At 64.6% G+C, this 17,848-nt stretch carries 20 protein-coding genes; 11 read left to right on the top strand and 9 right to left on the bottom strand.

Going from position 1 to position 17,848, the window contains the following annotated elements; genetic code table 11:
* Window positions 1-4 precede the first annotated feature (4 nt).
* From JQ604_RS17530 to JQ604_RS17545, 4 genes are all read left to right on the top strand, one after another.
* On the top strand, window positions 5-1,177 hold the full coding sequence (locus JQ604_RS17530; RefSeq protein WP_212358805.1) for a M20 aminoacylase family protein: 1,173 nt from the start codon (window positions 5-7) through the stop codon (window positions 1,175-1,177).
* Window positions 1,170-2,588, top strand: coding sequence for an amidase (locus JQ604_RS17535; protein ID WP_212358807.1), 1,419 nt, complete (start codon window positions 1,170-1,172; stop codon window positions 2,586-2,588). The genes JQ604_RS17530 and JQ604_RS17535 overlap by 8 nt, the downstream gene beginning before the upstream one ends.
* 159 nt (window positions 2,589-2,747) lie before the next feature.
* Window positions 2,748-3,638, top strand: coding sequence for a crotonase/enoyl-CoA hydratase family protein (locus tag JQ604_RS17540; RefSeq protein ID WP_212358809.1), 891 nt, complete (start codon window positions 2,748-2,750; stop codon window positions 3,636-3,638).
* Window positions 3,635-4,294: an alpha/beta fold hydrolase gene (locus JQ604_RS17545; RefSeq protein ID WP_212358811.1), complete on the top strand. Its 660-nt coding sequence runs from the start codon at window positions 3,635-3,637 to the stop codon at window positions 4,292-4,294. Before JQ604_RS17540 ends, JQ604_RS17545 begins: the two co-directional genes overlap by 4 nt.
* A gap of 102 nt (window positions 4,295-4,396) precedes the next feature.
* Here the strand turns inward: JQ604_RS17545 and JQ604_RS17550 are convergent, their stop codons facing one another.
* From JQ604_RS17550 to JQ604_RS17560, 3 genes are all read right to left on the bottom strand, one after another.
* Window positions 4,397-5,371, bottom strand: coding sequence for an NADPH:quinone oxidoreductase family protein (locus JQ604_RS17550; protein WP_212358812.1), 975 nt, complete (start codon window positions 5,369-5,371; stop codon window positions 4,397-4,399).
* Window positions 5,371-5,982 carry a 2-hydroxychromene-2-carboxylate isomerase gene (locus tag JQ604_RS17555; RefSeq protein ID WP_212358814.1) on the bottom strand — a complete coding sequence of 204 codons (612 nt, stop codon included), beginning with the start codon at window positions 5,980-5,982 and terminating at the stop codon, window positions 5,371-5,373. Before JQ604_RS17555 ends, JQ604_RS17550 begins: the two co-directional genes overlap by 1 nt.
* 134 nt (window positions 5,983-6,116) lie before the next feature.
* Window positions 6,117-6,821: a glutathione binding-like protein gene (locus JQ604_RS17560; protein WP_212358816.1), complete on the bottom strand. Its 705-nt coding sequence runs from the start codon at window positions 6,819-6,821 to the stop codon at window positions 6,117-6,119.
* Between the two features lie 110 nt (window positions 6,822-6,931).
* Between JQ604_RS17560 and JQ604_RS17565 the strand changes: the two genes are divergently transcribed.
* A complete protein-coding gene (locus JQ604_RS17565) occupies window positions 6,932-7,954 on the top strand; it encodes a methionine synthase (protein WP_212358825.1) in 1,023 nt (340 codons plus the stop codon).
* A complete protein-coding gene (locus JQ604_RS17570) occupies window positions 7,954-8,175 on the top strand; it encodes a hypothetical protein (RefSeq protein ID WP_212358827.1) in 222 nt (73 codons plus the stop codon). The genes JQ604_RS17565 and JQ604_RS17570 overlap by 1 nt, the downstream gene beginning before the upstream one ends.
* Here JQ604_RS17570 and JQ604_RS17575 read toward each other — a convergent pair.
* From JQ604_RS17575 to JQ604_RS17590, 4 genes are read right to left on the bottom strand one after another with little or no spacing between them, the layout of a single operon-like run.
* Window positions 8,172-8,786, bottom strand: a complete 615-nt coding sequence (locus JQ604_RS17575; RefSeq protein ID WP_212358829.1) for a hypothetical protein — start codon at window positions 8,784-8,786, stop codon at window positions 8,172-8,174. The two genes, JQ604_RS17570 and JQ604_RS17575, sit on opposite strands and share 4 nt — an antisense overlap.
* Window positions 8,786-9,583 carry a class II aldolase/adducin family protein gene (locus JQ604_RS17580; RefSeq protein WP_212358830.1) on the bottom strand — a complete coding sequence of 266 codons (798 nt, stop codon included), beginning with the start codon at window positions 9,581-9,583 and terminating at the stop codon, window positions 8,786-8,788. The genes JQ604_RS17575 and JQ604_RS17580 overlap by 1 nt, the downstream gene beginning before the upstream one ends.
* 10 nt (window positions 9,584-9,593) lie before the next feature.
* Window positions 9,594-10,118: a xanthine phosphoribosyltransferase gene (gene gpt / locus JQ604_RS17585; protein WP_212358832.1), complete on the bottom strand. Its 525-nt coding sequence runs from the start codon at window positions 10,116-10,118 to the stop codon at window positions 9,594-9,596.
* Window positions 10,119-10,148: 30 nt separating this feature from the next.
* Window positions 10,149-10,886, bottom strand: a complete 738-nt coding sequence (locus tag JQ604_RS17590; RefSeq protein WP_212358834.1) for a competence/damage-inducible protein A — start codon at window positions 10,884-10,886, stop codon at window positions 10,149-10,151.
* A gap of 223 nt (window positions 10,887-11,109) precedes the next feature.
* On the opposite strand from JQ604_RS17590, the gene JQ604_RS17595 reads away from it, so the two are divergent.
* From JQ604_RS17595 to JQ604_RS17610, 4 genes are all read left to right on the top strand, one after another.
* Window positions 11,110-12,531 carry a circularly permuted type 2 ATP-grasp protein gene (locus JQ604_RS17595; protein WP_212358836.1) on the top strand — a complete coding sequence of 474 codons (1,422 nt, stop codon included), beginning with the start codon at window positions 11,110-11,112 and terminating at the stop codon, window positions 12,529-12,531.
* 7 nt (window positions 12,532-12,538) lie between these two features.
* On the top strand, window positions 12,539-13,486 hold the full coding sequence (locus JQ604_RS17600; RefSeq protein ID WP_212358837.1) for an alpha-E domain-containing protein: 948 nt from the start codon (window positions 12,539-12,541) through the stop codon (window positions 13,484-13,486).
* Between the two features lie 140 nt (window positions 13,487-13,626).
* A complete protein-coding gene (locus JQ604_RS17605; protein ID WP_212358839.1) occupies window positions 13,627-14,469 on the top strand; it encodes a transglutaminase family protein in 843 nt (280 codons plus the stop codon).
* Window positions 14,470-14,651: 182 nt separating this feature from the next.
* The gene (locus JQ604_RS17610) at window positions 14,652-15,065 is read left to right on the top strand and encodes a carboxymuconolactone decarboxylase family protein (protein WP_212359249.1); all 414 of its coding nucleotides are present in this window, start codon (window positions 14,652-14,654) and stop codon (window positions 15,063-15,065) included.
* A 104-nt stretch (window positions 15,066-15,169) separates the two neighbouring features.
* Here the strand turns inward: JQ604_RS17610 and JQ604_RS17615 are convergent, their stop codons facing one another.
* Window positions 15,170-16,723, bottom strand: coding sequence for an ABC transporter substrate-binding protein (locus JQ604_RS17615; protein WP_249158333.1), 1,554 nt, complete (start codon window positions 16,721-16,723; stop codon window positions 15,170-15,172).
* A 264-nt stretch (window positions 16,724-16,987) separates the two neighbouring features.
* On the opposite strand from JQ604_RS17615, the gene JQ604_RS17620 reads away from it, so the two are divergent.
* Entirely contained in the window at window positions 16,988-17,440 is a 453-nt protein-coding gene (locus tag JQ604_RS17620) for a hypothetical protein (RefSeq protein WP_212358841.1), read from the top strand.
* Window positions 17,441-17,442: 2 nt separating this feature from the next.
* Here the strand turns inward: JQ604_RS17620 and JQ604_RS17625 are convergent, their stop codons facing one another.
* The gene (locus tag JQ604_RS17625) at window positions 17,443-17,832 is read right to left on the bottom strand and encodes a tetratricopeptide repeat protein (RefSeq protein WP_212358843.1); all 390 of its coding nucleotides are present in this window, start codon (window positions 17,830-17,832) and stop codon (window positions 17,443-17,445) included.
* Window positions 17,833-17,848 lie beyond the last annotated feature (16 nt).

Raw genomic sequence — 17,848 nt, forward strand, 5'->3', positions numbered from 1 at the left:
TCAGATGCCCACGATCGACCGCATCGACGGCTTTGCCGACGAACTCACTGCTATCAGGCGGGATTTGCACGCCCATCCCGAGATCGGCTTCGAGGAGGTGCGCACGTCGGGCATCGTCGCCGAGAAGCTTTCGAGCTGGGGCATCGAGGTGCACCGCGGCCTCGGCCGCACCGGCGTCGTCGGCGTGCTCAAGGGCAAGGGCAATGGCACGAAGAAGATCGGGCTGCGCGCCGACATGGACGCGCTGCCGATGGAAGAGAACACCAATCTGAAGTGGCGCTCGACCATTCCCGGCCGCTTCCACGGCTGCGGCCATGACGGCCACACCACCATGCTGCTCGGCACCGCGCGCTATCTCGCCGAGACCCGCAATTTCGACGGCACCGTGCATTTCATCTTCCAGCCGGCCGAGGAAGGCCTCGGCGGCGCGCGCAAGATGATCAAGGACGGGCTGTTCCAGAAGTTTCCCTGCGACGAGATCTACGGCCTGCACAATGCGCCCGATCTCAATCATGGCGAGGTTGCGATCCTGCCGGGCCCGGCGATGGCCGGCGCTGATTTCTTCGACATCAAGATCCACGGTTATGGCGCACATGGCGCGATGCCGGAGCGCTCCAAGGACGCGGTCGTGATTGCAATGTCGGTCGCGCAGGCCTTGCAGACCATCGTCAGCCGCAACGTCGACCCGCTGCACGCCGCGGTGCTCTCGATCACCCAGATCCACGCCGGCTCCGCCTATAACGTCATTCCCGGCGAGGCGTGGCTGTGCGGCACGGTGCGTACGTTCGACGATGAGATTCGCAAGCTGATCGCCAAGCGGATGCGCACGATCTGTGCTGGCATTGCGGCCACCTTCGACGTTGAGATCGAGGTCGACATCCGCGACATCTTCAGCGTGCTGGTGAACCAGGAGGAGCAATCCCGCGTGGTCGAGGAAGTCGCCCGCACCGTGGTCGATCCCGACAAGGTGTTCACGCGCGCGACGCCGAAGATGGGCAGCGAGGATTTCGCCGACATGATGATGGCGATCCCCGGCGCCTATTTCTGGATCGGTCATGATGGCTCGGTCCCCGTCCACAATCCCGGCTACGTCCTCGACGACAAGATCCTGCCGATCGGCGCCAGCATGTTTGCTCGCATTATCGAGAAACGCCTGCCGGTAGGTGCCCATGCATAAGCTCAAGCCGAACGCGATCACATCGTTGCATGACCTCTCGGCCGTCGACCTGCTCGCCGGCTATCGCGCCAAACAATTCTCGCCGTCGGAGGTGCTGGACGAGGTGATCGCCCATGTCGCGGCCTGGGAGCCGCACATCAAGGCGCTCTATCTCTACGATCCCGATGCCGCGAAGAAAGTGGCGAAGGCCTCGACCGAACGCTGGCAACAGGGCGAGCCCGTCGGCACGCTCGACGGCGTCCCCGCCACCATCAAGGATAACGTCGCGACCAAGGACCAGCCGGTGCCGCTCGGTTCAGCGAGCGTCAAGCTCGCGCCGGCGGTGAAGGACGCGCCACCGGCGGCGCGGCTGCGCGAAGCGGGCGCGGTGATCTTCTCCAAGACCACGATGCCTGACTACGGCATGCTGTCGTCGGGCCTGTCCTCGTTCCATCCCCTCACCCGCAATCCCTGGGACCTCGGCAAGAATCCCGGCGGATCCAGCTCCGGCGCGGGTGCCGCGGGCGCGGCCGGCTATGGCCCGCTGCATCTCGGCACCGACATCGGCGGCTCCGTGCGCCTGCCGGCATGCTGGAACGGTCTCGTCGCGCTGAAGCCGAGCCTCGGGCGCATTCCGATCGATCCGCCCTATGTCGGCCGCGTCGCTGGCCCGATGACCCGCACCGTCGATGACGCCGCGCTGATGATGAGCGTGCTGTCGCGCCCCGACCGCCGCGACGGCATGAGCCTGCCGGCGCTGGAGGTGAACTGGAAGGCGCTGGAGAAATCGCCGCGCAAGCTGCGCATCGGCCTGATGCTCGATCTCGGCGTCGGCCAGAAGCTGGAGAAGGACGTCCGCGACGTCGCGGTGAAGGCCGCCAAGGCGTTCGAATCCGCCGGCGCCGTCGTCACCGAAGTCGACGGCATCCTCACCCCAGAGATGCTCGAAGGCCTCGACAATTTCTGGCGCGCGCGGATGTGGGATGATCTCTCGAAACTTCCCGCCGCCGAGCGCGACAAGACGCTGCCCTACATCCTCAAATGGGGCGAGGCCGGCGCGAAGCTTTCCGGCGTCGACGTCATCAGAGGCTTCAACATGACGATGGCGATCCGCGCCGCCGCGGCAAAGCTGTTCTGCGAGTTCGACTATGTGCTCTCGCCGGTATCGCCGGTGGTGAACTTCCCGGCTGAGTTCGCCTCCCCGCTCAACGATCCCGCAAAGCCGTTCGAGCACATCTGCTATACCGTGCCGTGGAATATGTCGGAGAACCCGGCCGTCTCGGTCAATGGCGGCTACGACAAGAAGGGTTTCCCAATCGGCGTGCAGATCGTCGGCCGCCGCTTCGACGACATCGGCGTGCTCGGCATGGCCAAGGCCTTCGAAGGCCTGCGGGGTGCGCAGAAGCCGTGGCCTACGCCGCCAAAGAAATAGCGCCTCGATAGCGTCTGAACACAATCGCCATGGCCGGGCTTGTCCCGGCCATCCACGTTCTTACACTGTCGCCAGAAAGACGTGGGTGCCCGGGACAAGGCCGGGCATGACGATGCCTTTGAATTCGACACCAACAATAACGCGGAGAGGAAACCGTCCATGGCATATGAGACGATCAAGTACGAGGTCGCCGAGCAGATCCTCACCATCACGCTGAACCGCCCCGACAAGCTCAACGCCTTCAACGGCCAGATGCAGCAGGAGCTGATCGACGCGTTCGACGCGGCCGACAAGGATGACGACATCCGCGCGATCATCGTCACCGGCGCAGGCCGTGGCTTCTGCGCCGGCGCCGATCTCTCCTCCGGTGCCAATACGTTCGATCGCGACGCGCGCCGTGGGCCGGTGAAGCGACTCGCCGACGGCAAGGTCGATTACAGCGATCCGCAGGTGCGCGACGGCGGCGGCCAGGTGACGCTGCGCATCTTCAACTGCCTCAAGCCCGTGATCGCCGCGGTGAACGGCCCGGCCGTCGGCATAGGCGTCACGATGCAGCTTGCGATGGATATCCGCATTGCGTCGGACGCCGCACGCTTCGGCTTCGTGTTCTCCCAGCGCGGCATCGTGCCGGAGGCAGCATCGAGCTGGTTCCTGCCGCGCATCGTCGGCATCTCGCAGGCGCTGGAATGGTGCTACACCGGCCGCGTGTTCCCGGCGCAGGAGGCACTCGCCGGCCGCCTCGTGAGCAAGGTGGTGCCGCCGGATGATCTGCTGCCGACCGCACGTACGCTCGCCAAGGAGATCGCCGCCAAGACTGCGCCGGTGTCGGTCGCGCTGATCCGCCAGATGATGTGGCGCATGATGGGGGCCGACGATCCAATGGAAGCCCACAAGGTCGACAGCCGCGGCATCTACGCCCGCGGCCGCTCCGACGACGTCAAGGAAGGCGTGGTGTCGTTCCTGGAGAAGCGCCCGGCGCAGTTCAAGAACAAGGTCTCCTCGGACATGCCCGACTATTTCCCGTGGTGGCAGGAGCGCGACTATAAGTGAGCGACGCGCGCGATGGCGTGGTGCTGCTGCACGGCATCAGCCGGACGGCGCGCTCGTTCCGCAAGATGGAGCTGGCGCTGCAACGCGCCGGCTATGCAACGCTCAATCTCGACTATGCCAGCCGGCGCAAGCCGCTCGAGGCGCTGACGGAGGACATCCATCCGGCGATCGAGCTGTTCGCCGGCGGCGTCACCGGCGTGGTGCATTTCGTCTGCCATTCCATGGGCGGCCTGCTCGCCCGCGCCTATCTCGCCAAGCACCGGCCGCCACGCCTCGGCCGCGTCGTGATGCTGGGCACGCCGAACGGCGGCAGCGAGATCGCCGACCGCCTGAAGGACCTCAAAGCCTATCGTGCCTTCTTCGGCCCTGCCGGCCAGCAGCTTGGTACAAAGCGCGATGCGGCGATGGTGGCGCTGTTGCCTGCGATCGATTATCCGATCGGCATCATCGCCGGCAATCGCTCGATCTACCCAATCAGTTCGATCGGCCTGCCGCGGCCGCATGATGGGCGTGTGTCTGTTACCAACACCAGGCTCGACGGCATGGCCGACCACATCGTGATCCGGACGTCGCATCCCTGGCTGGTGAGGAATGGCGAAGCGATCGCGCAGACGATGGCGTTCCTGCGGGATGGGAGGTTTCACGCAAATTCGTAGGATGGGCAAAGCGAAGCGTGCCCACCATTCTCGGCGTGCTCGTGATGGTGGGCACGTCGCTTACGCTCCTTTGCCCACCCTACGCTCTTCGCAACGACAGGACTACCGCATCATCAACGCCACGCGGCCGATCGCCTTGCGTTCGACCAGCAGCCGCATCGCCTTCGCATAATCTTCCAGTGGCAAGCGGTACGAGATGTTCGGCCGCACCTTGCCGGCCTCGGCCCATTCGCTCAGCGCCTTGATCCTGACCTCGCCGAGATCAGGATCCTTCCGCACCGCCTCGCCGGCGCGGACGCCGAGCACGCTGGCGCCTTTGATCATCAGCAGATTGGTTTTTGCCAAGCCAACACCGCCGGTGAAACCGATCACGAGAATGCGCGCGCCCCAGTTGATGCAGCGCATCGAGCTTTCAAACACCTCACCGCCGACGGGATCGAACACGACGTCCGCGCCCCGGCCGTCGGTCAGGCGCTTCACGGCATCACGAAACGGCTCGCGGTCGTAACGCACGAGATGGTCGGCGCCGCGGCCTTTCGCGATCGCGAGCTTCTCGTCGCTGGAGGCGGTGGCGATGACGGTGGCGCCGAGCAGCTTGCCGATCTCGACAGCCGCCAGCCCCACGCCGCCGCCGGCGCCGTGCACCAGCAGCACCTCACCCGGCTTGAGCTGCCCGCGGTCGATCAGCGCGTGATAGGCGGTGCCGTGCGCGGCGAGGAACGTCGCGCCTTCCGCGTAGTCGAAGGTCGAGGGAATCTTCACGAGTTGCGACGGCACCGCGACCGCCTCGTCGCAATAGGCGCCGAAGCGCATCTTGACGATCACCTTGTCGCCGACGCTGACGCCTGCGGCCTCGTTGACCTCGACGACATCGCCCGCGGCTTCCGAGCCCGGCGTGAACGGCAGTGGCGGCTTGAGCTGATACTCGCCAGCCGCCATCAGGATGTCGGGAAAGTTGATCCCGGCAGCGCGGATCGCGACGCGGACCTCGCCCAGCTTCAGCGGCGCGGAGGCAAAGCTCTCCAGCTGCAGGCGCTCGGGCGGGCCGAGCTCGCGGCAAATAACGGCTTTCGGCATCAGGCGGCCTTCGCCTTCAGCCGCAGCAACGCCTCGCGGATCAGCGGCAGGCGGTCATTGCCGAAATACATGTCGGTCTTGCCGACGAAGATGGTCGGCGAGCCGAAGCCACCGCGCGCCACCACCTCCTCGGTGTTGGCCTTGAGCTGGTCCTTGATCGCCTGGTCACCGATGCCGGCAAGGAATTGTTGCGGATCGATCCCGACCTTGCCGCAAATCTCGCTCAGCACCGCATCCTGCGAGATGTCCTTGTCGTCGCCCCAATAGGCGGCGAATACCGCGCGCGCAAACGGCACCATCGCCTCGTTGCCGAGCAGGATGCAGCCGCGCATCGCCTTGACGCTGTTCACCGGAAACACCGTCGGCGGCATCTTGATCGCAAGCCCCGCCGAACGCGCCCAGTCGGCGAGATCCTTCTTCATGTAGCGCGCCTTCAGCGGCACCGGCGTCTCGCGCTGGGCGTAGACCGAGGGATTAACGGTGTTGAAGATGCCGCCAACCAGGATCGGCCGCCAGATGATCTCGGCGCCGAGCTCTTTCGCCAGCGGCTGAATGTTGTGCCAGGCGAGATAGGTCCAGGGGCTGGAACAGTCGAAGAAAAATTCGATCATGGCGTTTCCTTTTGCTTCGTTTTTTATCCCTCATCCTGAGGAGCGCGAAGCGCGTCTCGAAGGATGCGGGCCCGTCTGTGGCCTCGTGGTTCGAGACGGCGCTTCGCGCCTCCTCACCATGAGGGGTGAGAGTGTCACGTCTTCCCAATCAATTCCTTCGCCTTCGCGCCGAACATGTTCTTCCGCGCTTCCTCGTCGAACGGCTCCTTGACGAACTTGCCGATCGCCAACCCCGCCTGCACCCGCGGCCGGGCGCGCACGGTCGCGTACCAGCGCCTGGCGTTCGGATAGTCGTCGAGCGTGAAGCCCTGCGCCTTGTGGGTCATGGTCCAGGGGAAGCAGGCGATGTCGGCGATCGAATACTCATCACCGGCGATATAGGCGCCGGTCTTGCCGAGCTGGCGGTCGAGCACGCCATAGAGCCGCGCGGTTTCGTCGCGGTAGCGTTCGATCGCGTAGGGAATTTTCTCGGCGGCATAGAGCGCGAAATGGCCATGCTGGCCGAGCATGGGCCCGAGTCCACCCATTTGCCACATCACCCATTGGATGACGTTCGACCGCGCACGCAGCTCTGCGGGGAGGAAGCGGCCGGTCTTGTCGGCGAGATAGATCAGGATCGCGCCGGTCTCGAACACCGAGAACGGTCCGCCGCCGTCGGCGGGCGCGTGGTCGACGATCGCGGGGATGCGGTTGTTCGGGCTGATCGCCAGGAATTCGGTGCGGAACTGCTCGCCTGCGCGGATGTTGACCGGGATCACCCGATAGGGCAGCCCCAGTTCCTCCAGCATGATCGAGATCTTCCAGCCGTTCGGCGTCGGCGCGTAGTGCAGGTCGATCATGAGTTTCCTTAAGGGCTCCCTATTCCCGCATCACAGGACTTTTGTTTTCTGTACCTCGACCATAAGACATGGCAGACAGGCGCTCAATCATATCCGTCCGGGAGGCTCCCATGCTGTTTCCAACCACGATCGCAGGCTCGCTGCCGAAGCCGGAATGGCTGGCCGAGCCGAACATCCTGTGGGCGCCCTGGAAGGCGCAGGGCGACGAGCTCGCCCGCGCCAAGCGCGACGCCACCGTGCTCGCGGTGAAGATCCAGGAGGACGCCGGCATCGACATCGTCACCGAGGGCGAGCAGGCGCGCCAGCATTTCGTTCACGGTTTCCTGGAGAAGATCGAGGGTATCGATTTCGCCCACAAGGTCGAGATGGGCATCCGGAAAGATCGCTACAAGGCGATGGTACCGCAGGTCGTCGCCCCGCTGCAGCTCAAGGGCCGTGTTCATGCCGGCGAAGCGCTGACCGCGCGGGCACACACCAGGAACAGGCTGAAGTTCACCCTGCCCGGCCCGATGACCATCATCGACACCATCTCCGATCAATATTACGGGGACCGCGTCAAGATGGCGTTCGCCTTCGCCGAGCTGTTGAACCAGGAGGCCAAGGCGCTGCAGGCCGACGGCGTCGACATGATCCAGTTCGACGAGCCCGCCTTCAACGTCTACATGGACGAGGTGCGCGACTGGGGCATCAAGGCGCTGGAGCGCGCCGCCGAGGGCCTGACCTGCGCCACCGCCGTGCACATCTGTTACGGCTACGGCATCAAGGCCAACACCGACTGGAAGCAGACGCTCGGCAGCGAGTGGCGGCAATACGAAGAGACCTTCCCGGTGATCGACAAGAGCACGATCCAGCAGGTCGCGATCGAATGCCGGAATTCGAAGGTGCCGATCGAACTGCTCGGCGCCCTGCCGGCCAAGATCGTGCAGGCCGGCGTGATCGACGTCGCCAGCGACGAGGTCGAAACTCCCGAGGATGTCGTTCAGGTGATCGAGGCGGTCGCCAGGCACGTGCCGAAGAGCAACATCATCGCGACCACCAATTGCGGCATGGCGCCGATGCGGCGGGATATTGCCGAGGCCAAGCTGCTGGCGCTGGGCGCCGGCGCCAAGCTGGCCAGGCAACGGCTTGGCTGATGCGCGTTCGGCCGGCGGCAGCACTTGTCCTGCTGATCGCAGCCTCGCCCGCTCTTGCCGGCGAGCGCGATCAGCTCAATGCCTGCAAGACGCTGATTGCAGCACATCCGGCCGGAGCGCCGGAGACGCCGGACGTGGCGCGCTGCCGCCAGATCATCAAGGAATGGACGCTGCGGGACTCCCGCAGGTCGGTCGACGAGAACGGTGAGCCGCTGCGCTAGGCCGACGCGGTCGGATGCAGCACAGGCCGATAGCCGGCCTGAAATGTGCGGACCGTTGACGGTGGCGTCAACAACAGCGCTGCACCATCAACCTCGGCCCGCCGATATCCATCGAACGACCATCGCAACGTCTTGCCGCCGGTGACGAGATAGCTCTCACCATCCGCCTGCACCATCGCGCCGTCGGGCAACTCCTGCATCGGCATCGGCAACGGATGCAGCCGCTTCTTGCCGCGGTCGAGCCTTTCCGCATGCAACACCGCATCCATCGCCTTGGCGCTGATGCCGCTCACACCATTGCCCTCTTCCCACGCGGCACGGAATCGTTTGGCATCCTCGCGGCGGCAGAAGAAGCATGGCCGGTGACCGGCAGCGAACGCCGTGGCCTCGTCGAGGAAAAACAGCTCGGTCCAGCTCCGCTTGCTCATCACCTTGCGCCGCCAACCGCGGAATTCGCAGAGGCAGGTGATCCAGGCCGGCGTCGACCAGCGCTTGCTCAGCAGCGTCCTGGTTGCGGGATCGTGGATGATGCCGCGATTGCCGGTGAAGGTGCCGCGCTGCGGCGTCGCGACGATCTCGCCTGCGGGCGTGACGCGGTTCTGCAGCGGCATTATTTGCCTTGCGCGGCGACGCGCATCTTCCACAGATTCCAGACCCGGTCGAGCACCTGCAGATTGATTGCATCAGCCTTGGCGCCTTCGGCTGCGGTCAGATAGTTCACCTCGCCGCCCAGCGCGATCGCCTGCGACTGCAGCCGCGCGTTGACGTCGGTGTAATAGGCGCGAAACACCGCGACCTTCACCGACGGTCCGACCGCGGCATCGCCATGGCCGCGCATCAACACCACCGCCTTGTCGCCGAGCGCAGCTGCCAGCGTCCTGCCGATCTCGGCATTGCGCACCAGCATGTCGGTCTCGCCGAACTCTTTCCTTATATCCCAGACCGGCGTGCCAGCGGCGAGGAACGCGGCGTTGTGGAACACCGGCCGCAACGCGACCTGGCTGACGGTGAACGGGATCACGCCCGGCGAATGCGTGTGCACCACGGCCATCACGTCCGGTCGCGCCTTGTAGATTTCGCTGTGGATGAAGCGCTCGAGGAAAACGCTGCGTCCCTTGGCGTCGACGGCATTGCCGTCGAGGTCGAACTCCATGATATCGCCTGATGTGACGAGCGCCGGCGCCAGCGAGCGCGCCATCAGGAAATGATTGGGATTGGCGGGATCGCGCGCGCTGACGTGGCCAAAGCCGTCGAGCACGCCGAACTCGGCCAGCACGCGGCTGCCGGTTACGATGTCCTCGACGACGGCCGCGTCCTGGCTCCGCGCCTCGGCGACACCGAGCAGCGCACACAGCGCGACCAGGACGCCGCGTCGTGCCTGCCGTGCCAACCGCGCGCGTCCCGTCATTGACAATGCCCTACGCCGCCCCGTCGCGGATCGGCGGCTGGAACGACAGTGCAGTGTCCCAGGGGAAGAAGATCCAGGTGTCCTGCGAGACCTCGGTGATGAAGGTGTCGACCAGCGGACGCCCCTTGGGCTTGGCGTAGACGGTGGCGAAATGCGCGTCCGGCATCATCTCGCGGACCAGCTTGCCGGTCTTGCCGGTGTCAACGAGGTCATCGACGATCAAGAGCCCCTTGCCGGTGCCGCCGCCGAGCCTGGCGGTGTCTGCCGAGATGCCCTTGAGCACCTTGAGGTCGCCCTGCTTGTCGTGGTCGTAGCTCGCGATGCAGACGGTATCGATGATGCGCACGCCGAGCTCGCGCGCCACGATCGCCGCCGGCACCAACCCGCCGCGGGTGATCGCGATCACCGCATGGAACGGACCGACCTCGTTGAGCCGCCAGGTCAGCGCCCGGCAGTCCCGGTGAAACTGGTCCCACGACACCGGAAAGGCCCTGCCGGCCCGCTCCTGCGCACTGAGGGTGGTATCTGAAGCCATATCTCTCTCCAAAAAATCCGGCTGGCCGCCTTAAGCCTTCGCATGAAGCTTGGCCAGCATTTCCTTCACGGCCCCCATCGCAGCCGCGAGCTTGTCCGGATCGCGCGAACGCACCACCAGATTGGTGTTCGGCTTCATGTCCTCGTCCATGAACGGATAGCTGCCGATGATGGTGTCGGGATGCGCTTCGGCGATCGCCCGCAGCGGGCCGCCGATGTCGCCCTCGCGCGAATTGGCGCGCACCGAGTCCGACAGCATGCGCACACCGGATTTCAGGCGGGGCGCCACGATGTCCATCATCGCCTGCATAATCGAGGGGATGCCGGCCATCACGATGACGTTGTCGAGCTTGAAGCCGGGCGCCAGGATAGTCGCGCTCTGGATCAGCTCGGCGCCATCGGGCACGCGGGCCATGCGCAGCCGCGCCTCGTTCAGATCCTGCTCGCTCCAGCGCTCGCGAAACCGTGCCACCACTTCGGGATGGTGATCGATCTTGACCCCGAACGCCTTGGCCACGCTGTCGGCGGTGATGTCGTCATGGGTCGGCCCGATGCCGCCGGTGGTGAAGACATAGGTGTAGCGATGCCGCAGTGCATCAAGGGCCGCGACGATGTCGCTCTCATCATCGGCGACGACGCGGACTTCCTTCAGGTCGATGCCGATGTTGGTCAGGTACTCGGCGATGAAGCCGATATTCTTGTCCTTGGTCCGGCCGGACAGGATCTCGTCGCCGATCACCAATATGCCCGCCGTGACGATCTCGCTCATGGTTCACTTCCTTCTTCCATTCCCCGACATTGCCGCCACAACGCCTTGATGTCACGGGGTTTTGCCGCACAAATAAGCACGGCCCCGCCGGTTTTTCAGGCAGCCCTTCGGCCCGTTCCCCGCAAATGCCTTCAGCCAGTGCATATCGCGCTGGCCCGGGCCTTGCTACCACCCCTTGAAGTCATGCAGTGTATCGAACGACCTCGAGGGGCAGTCAGGATTTATGGCAGTTGCGTTCGATGAGATGAACGGGCTCGGCGAGGCAGATCTCCGCCCGGCCTATCAGGAGCTCTCCCGCTGGCTCAAGGAAGTGCCGCCGGATGCGCTCGAATATCGCCGCCAGGAAGCGGAGCTCCTGTTCCGCCGGATCGGCATCACCTTCGCGGTTTATGGCGACTCGGAAGCCCAGGAGCGGTTGATCCCCTTCGACGTGATCCCGCGAATCATGTCGGCCAAGGAATGGACCATCCTGGAAAAGGGCCTGAAGCAGCGCGTGCTCGCGCTCAACATGTTCCTCAAGGACATCTATCACGGCCGCGACATCCTGCGCGCCAACATCATCCCGGAAGACCTGATCTTCCAGAACCCGGTGTTCCGGCCCGAGATGAACGGCCAGGCCGTGCCGCACGACGTCTATGTCCACATCGCCGGCATCGACATCATCCGCACCGATCCGGAAAACTTCATCGTGCTGGAGGACAACGCCCGCACGCCGTCCGGCGTATCCTACATGCTGGAAAACCGCGAGATCATGATGCGGCTGTTTCCGGACCTGTTCGCACGGCACCGCGTGGCGCCGGTCGAGCGCTATCCGGACGAACTGCTGTCGGCCTTGCGCTCGGTTGCACCGCTCTCCGCCTCCGCCGAGCCGACCGTCGCGTTGATGACGCCCGGCGTCTACAACTCCGCTTATTACGAGCACTCCTTCCTCGCCGACAAGCTCGGCATCGAGCTGGTCGAGGGCCGCGACCTCGTCGTCAAGAACGATGAGGTGTTCATGCGCACCACCGAGGGACTGAAGCGCGTCGACGTGATCTATCGCCGCGTCGACGACGACTTCCTCGATCCCCTCACCTTCCGCCCGGACTCCGCGCTCGGCGTTCCCGGCCTGATGTCGGCCTATGCCGCAGGGAACATCACGCTGGCGAATGCGGTCGGCACCGGCATCGCCGACGACAAGGCGATCTACTCCTACATGCCCGATGTCGTGAAATTCTATCTCGGCGAGGAGCCGATCCTGAAAAACGTGCAGACCTGGCGCTGCCGCGAGCCGCAGGATCTCTCCTATGTGCTCGACAATCTCGGCGATCTCGTCGTCAAGGAAGTGCACGGCTCCGGCGGCTACGGCATGCTGATCGGCCCGGCCGCGACGAAAGCGACCATCGAGGCGTTCCGCGACAAGCTCAAGCGCGAGCCGGAAGGCTTCATCGCCCAGCCGACGCTGGCGCTGTCGACCTGCCCGACCTGCACCGAGAAGGGCCTCGCCCCCCGCCATGTCGATTTGCGGCCGTTCGTGCTGACCGGCAGCAAGAGCACCACGATCGTGCCGGGCGGACTGACCCGCGTGGCGCTGAAGGAAGGTTCGCTGGTGGTCAATTCGAGCCAGGGCGGCGGCACCAAGGACACCTGGATTCTGAGCGAGTAAACCGAGCATGCTGTCGCGTACTGCCGAAAACCTGTTCTGGCTGGCCCGCTACGTCGAGCGCGCCGAATATCTCGCCCGCACCATCGATGCGACCCTGCGCGTCACGGCTCTGCCCGCCGCCTATATCGGCAAGACCAATGAATGGGATTCCGCGCTGCTCACCGCCGGCGTCGGGCCGGCTTTCTACGAGCACTACAAGGAAGCCAACGAGGCCAGTGTCGTCGAGTATCTGTCGTTCTCGGACGAAAATCCCTCCTCGATCAAGAACTGCATCGAGGCGGCGCGGCTGAACTCGCGCTCGGTGCGCACAGCACTGACATCGGAGATGTGGGACACCATCAACTCGGCCTGGATCGAGCTGCAGGGCGTCTGGAGCAAGGGCGGCACCGGCAACCGCGAGGAGCTGGCGAAATTCCTGCGCTTCGTTCAGGAGACCTCGCTGCGCTTCGACGGCTCGGCCTATCGGACCATGCTGCGCAACGACGCCTACTGGTTCTCGCGGCTCGGCGTCCATCTCGAGCGCGCCGACAACACCGCGCGCATCCTCGACGTGAAGTATCACGTGCTGCTGCCCGAGGAGGAGCATGTCGGCGGTCCCCTCGACTACTATCAGTGGACCTCGATCCTGCGCTCGGTCTCGGCAACGACAGCCTATCACTGGGTCTATCGCGAGACGCTGAAACCTTGGCTGATCGCGGACTTGCTGATCCTCAACGACACGCTGCCGCGCTCGCTCGCCAGCTGCTACAGCAATCTGGTGCGCAACCTCGACCAGATCGGCGTCGCCTATGGCCGCCAAGGCGCCTCCCAGCGCCACGCCCGCGGCATAAGGAACCGGCTCGAGCACAGCCACATGGACGACATCTTCCAGCACGGCGTGCACGAATTCATCCAGGAATTCATTGCAGACAACTCGCGCCTGGGCGAAATCATCACCAAGCAGTACCTGATCTGATCCGTCATGGCCGGGCAAAAGCGCGGAGCGCGTCTTTAAAGAGACTTTCCCGGTCCTCCACGTCTTGCTATGCCGCTCGAATAAGGGCGTGGATCCCGGCACGAGGCCGGGTACGACGCCACTAACCTCCTGGTTCAGCCATGCGCCTGCGGATAGCCCATACCACCACCTATCGCTACGAGCCGCCGGCGTCCGGCGTGATCCAGATCCTGCGGATGACGCCCGGCAGCCATGACGGGCAGTATGTCGCGAACTGGCAAATCGATGTCTCGACCGACTCCCGGCTCGACGTCCACGAGGACGCCTTCGGCAACGTCACCCATGTCTTGACCTATGGGTCGATCGCCGACCTCACGATCCATGTCGAAGGCCTGGTCGAGACCCACGACACCGGCGGCGTGCTGCGCGGCACCGACGAGCGCTTCCCGCCGAGCCTGTTCCTGCGCGCGACATCGCTGACCGAGGTCAATCCGGCGATGGCGAGTTTCGTGCGCGAGCTGCGCTCCGAGGCGACCGGCGACACGCTCGGCTTCCTGCATGCGCTGATGGTGCAGCTCAACGAGCACATGACGTTCGACGAAGACCCGACCAACAGCGGCACCTCGGCGGCGGAAGCCTTCGCACTGAAGCGCGGCGTCTGCCAGGACTACGCGCATATCTTCATCGCCTGCGCGCGCGCCGGCGGCGTCCCGGCCCGCTTCGTCTCGGGCCATTTCCTGCGCTCCGACGGCATGGTCAACCAGCAGGCCGGCCACGCCTGGGCGGAAGCCTATGTTCCCGATCTCGGCTGGGTCGGCTTCGACGCCGCCAACGGCATCTGCACCACCGACGCCCATGCCCGCGTCGCCATCGGCCTCGACTATCTCGGCGCCGCCCCCGTCCGCGGCACCCGCTATGGCGGCGGCGCGGAAACGCTGACGGTCGCAGTGAAGGTCGACCAGGCCGGCCGGCCCGGTCAGTGGCAGAGCCAGACGCAGTCGTAAAGCTCACATCTCGCCATCGTTATTTCGCGGCTTGCACCGAAGCCGTAGGGTGGGCAAAGCGACTTGTCCGCTGTAGCTCGGCGAGCGAAGGCGGAAGCGTGCCCACCATCGCGAGCACGCCGAGAATGGTGGGCACGTCGCTGCGCTCCTTTGCCCACCCTACGCAGCTAGCGAGACTGATCATGGCGACCGTAAAACTGCTTTCAGACGACGAGCTCTCGGCGGAGGCACGCGCCGTCTTCGAAGACATCCGAAACGTGCGGAAGTCGGACTTCGTCAACAATTTCTGGCGCGCGCTCGCGCACGACCCAAAGACCCTGCGCCGCACCTGGGAGAGCATCAAGGAGGTGATGGCCCCCGGCGCGCTCGATCCGAAGGTCAAGGAGATGCTCTACGTGGCGGTCTCGATCGCCCATGGCTGCAGTTACTGCATTCATTCGCATACCGCAGCCGCGCGCGCGAAAGGCATGACGGACGCCGAATATCAGGAGATGCTGGCGATCGTCGGCATGGCCGCGGAGACCAACCGCCTGGTCACCGCGTTGGGCGTGCCTGTCGATGAGGCGTTCCTGATCGATACGTCCAAAGAAATGTAGGGTGGGCAAAGGAGCGCAGCGACGTGCCCACCATCACGAGCACGCCGTAGCTGGTGGGCACGGCGCAAGCGCGCCTTTGCCCACCCTACGCAGCCACGCATCTGTCACTTATCCAGCCACACGTCCTCGAAGCGCAGATTGTTGTACTGGCTGCTTTCGTGCGGATGAAAATTCTTCACATAGGGCTGCCAGCAATTGCCGGCGGCCGAGTGCAGGATGATCGGGCGCGCGGCATCGTCGACCAGGAGGCGCTCGATGTCGAACACGATTCTGCGCCGCTTCTCCTTGTCGAGCTCGCGCGATTGCGCGGCGATGAGCCTGTCGACCTCGGCATTGCAATACTGGGTGTAGTTGCGCTCGGAGTTGCAGCTGTAGTTCTCGACCAGATTGCCGTCGGGGTCGTCGACGCTGACGCCGGTGACGTTGAGGCCGATGGTGTAGTCCTTGCGCTGCAATTTCGCGTACCAACGCGGCGTGTCGAGGATATCGAGCTCGCCTGTGATGTAGATCTTCTTCAGCTGGTCGGCGAGGATCACGGCGGGATCGCGATAGGTCGGCAGATTGCGGGTCTGGATCTTGATCGGCAGCGTCTTGCTCTCGCTGTAGCCGAGCTTCTGCATGATGGCTTGCGCCTCAGCGAGGTTCTTCGCGGCATCGGGGCCATAGCCGGGCAAGGTCGCCATCACGTCGTCGGGCAGGCCCCACTCGCCCTCGGGCTTCGCCAGCATGGCGCCGCCGAGTCGCGCATTGCCTTCCATCAGGATCGTATTGAACGCCTTGCGGTCGAGTGCCAGCGACATCGCACGCCTGATCTCGGCATTGTCGAACGGCGGGTTGACGCGGTTGACCAGCAGATTGATCTGCGTATTGGTCGACGTCATCTCGCAGATCGCGCTCGGCGCCCGCGCCTTGACGTCCTTCATCAGGGGCACGCTGACATCGGAGGGAAAGGTGATGTCGTAGTCGCCGGTCGCAAACGCCAGCATCCGCGTCGCGCGGCTGTCGATGGTGCGCACCGAGATCTCGTCGAGATATGGCCGGTCCTTCTTGAAGTAATCGGGATTGCGCACCAGGCGGATGGAATCGCCGCGCTTGAACTCGACGAATTTGAACGGGCCGGTGCCGATGGGCTTGGTCCGCATCACCTGCTGCGGCACGTGGCAGGGATAGACCGCCGAGAAGGCGCTGGCGAGCAGCGCCAGCAGGCCCGGCTGCGGCTCCGACAGCTCGAACGTCGCCTCATGGTCACCGTTGATGCTGACGTCCTGCAGCTTCGAGTACCAGACCTTTCGCGGATTGCGCTTGAAGTCCTGGGTCTCAGCCTTGCCGATCACCATCCGCCAGGTGCACTGCACGTCTCTGGCCGTGAATGGCTGGCCGTCATGCCATTTCACGCCCTGCCGCAGCTTGAAGGTCAGCTTCGTGTTGGTGGAATCCCACGACCAGCTCTCGGCGAGATCCGGGATCACAGTGTCGATAGTCTCGTGCGGCTTGGCCGGATCGAACACGACGAGATTGTTGAAGACAGCGGCGAACGGCATCACCGAGGCGATGGTCGACTCTTCCAGCAGCGAGGTCGAGGGCGGATTGTCGTTGTGATAAAGCCGCAGCGTGCCGCCCTTCTTCTGCGCGGCAACCGGGCCTGCGGCCAACAGCATCACGCCAAGCATCGCGACCGACGCAGCCAGTCTGAGCGTTATTCTCGCCTCCCGGAATTTTCTGTTTTCTTGTCGTACATGCAGTCGAGCACACGCCGCGATGCATCGCAATCACGGGAGAGCCTTGTCATTGCCGGATGCGCTGCACGCAGATCGCGACGCTGTGGCGCAGCCGCGTACCACCAGGGTTCCGCACCGCCGATGAACCTCGCCGGCGGCTACGGCCACTAAGGCGAGACAACCCTTTGGTAGAAGCCTTTCGCGATGACCGCCACGCAAGTGCAATCCCGCCGCCTCGGCTCGATCGGCAGCATCATCGGCCTCCTGGCCCTGATCGCCGCCGTACTGCCGCATTGGGTGCTGCCGGTGATCTATCCGCCGCCGCCGGTCGACAAGGTCGTCGTCGACACCGGTCACAAGATCAAGGATCGCATCATCGCCCGCGTGAAGGGCGTCGAGTATCAGGAGCCGCAGCAGGAGAAGCCGGTCCGCCGGACCCTGAGCGACAGCCTCTCCATCACCGCGATCTCGCTCGGCCTGCTCGCCATCATCCTTGCGGTGCTTGCCCTGATCTTCCGCGAGGAACGGCTGCTGGCCGTGGTCTCAGCCGGCCTCGGCATTGGCGCGATCGCCATCGAGGTCTCGTTCTTCTTCATCGGCGTGCTGATCCTGATCGCGATCCTGTACCTGATCGCGAACATCATCAATCTGTTCTGAAGCTAGTACGAACAATTGCGATAATCGGACGCTTCACAGGCGTCGACCATCTGGCGCGCATGTGACAGCTCGTCAGGCGTCATTGTCTTCGCGACCGCCTGCATCTCGGCCTTCGCCTTGCCGTCGCCGCGCCTGGCCGCCGCGCTGAACCACATGAAGGCCCGGGCCGCGCTTTTGCCGACGCCCTCGCCCTTGCGGTACATCGTCCCCATCTGGGACTGCGCCTTGGGATTGCCGGCCTCCGCCAGCGGCCGGAACAGGCGCATGGCCGGGATGTAATCGCCGCGGTTATAGGCGACCATGCCGTCCTCCCAGGGCCCGGCCGATGCGGCTGTTGAGGTCATGACAAGGGCGGCCGCGATCGCGCCGCTCACGACGATAACTTTCCTCATACGTTTGCCCGCCTCT

Source organism: Bradyrhizobium jicamae, assembly GCF_018130695.1.
GTDB lineage: Bacteria > Pseudomonadota > Alphaproteobacteria > Rhizobiales > Xanthobacteraceae > Bradyrhizobium > Bradyrhizobium jicamae_B.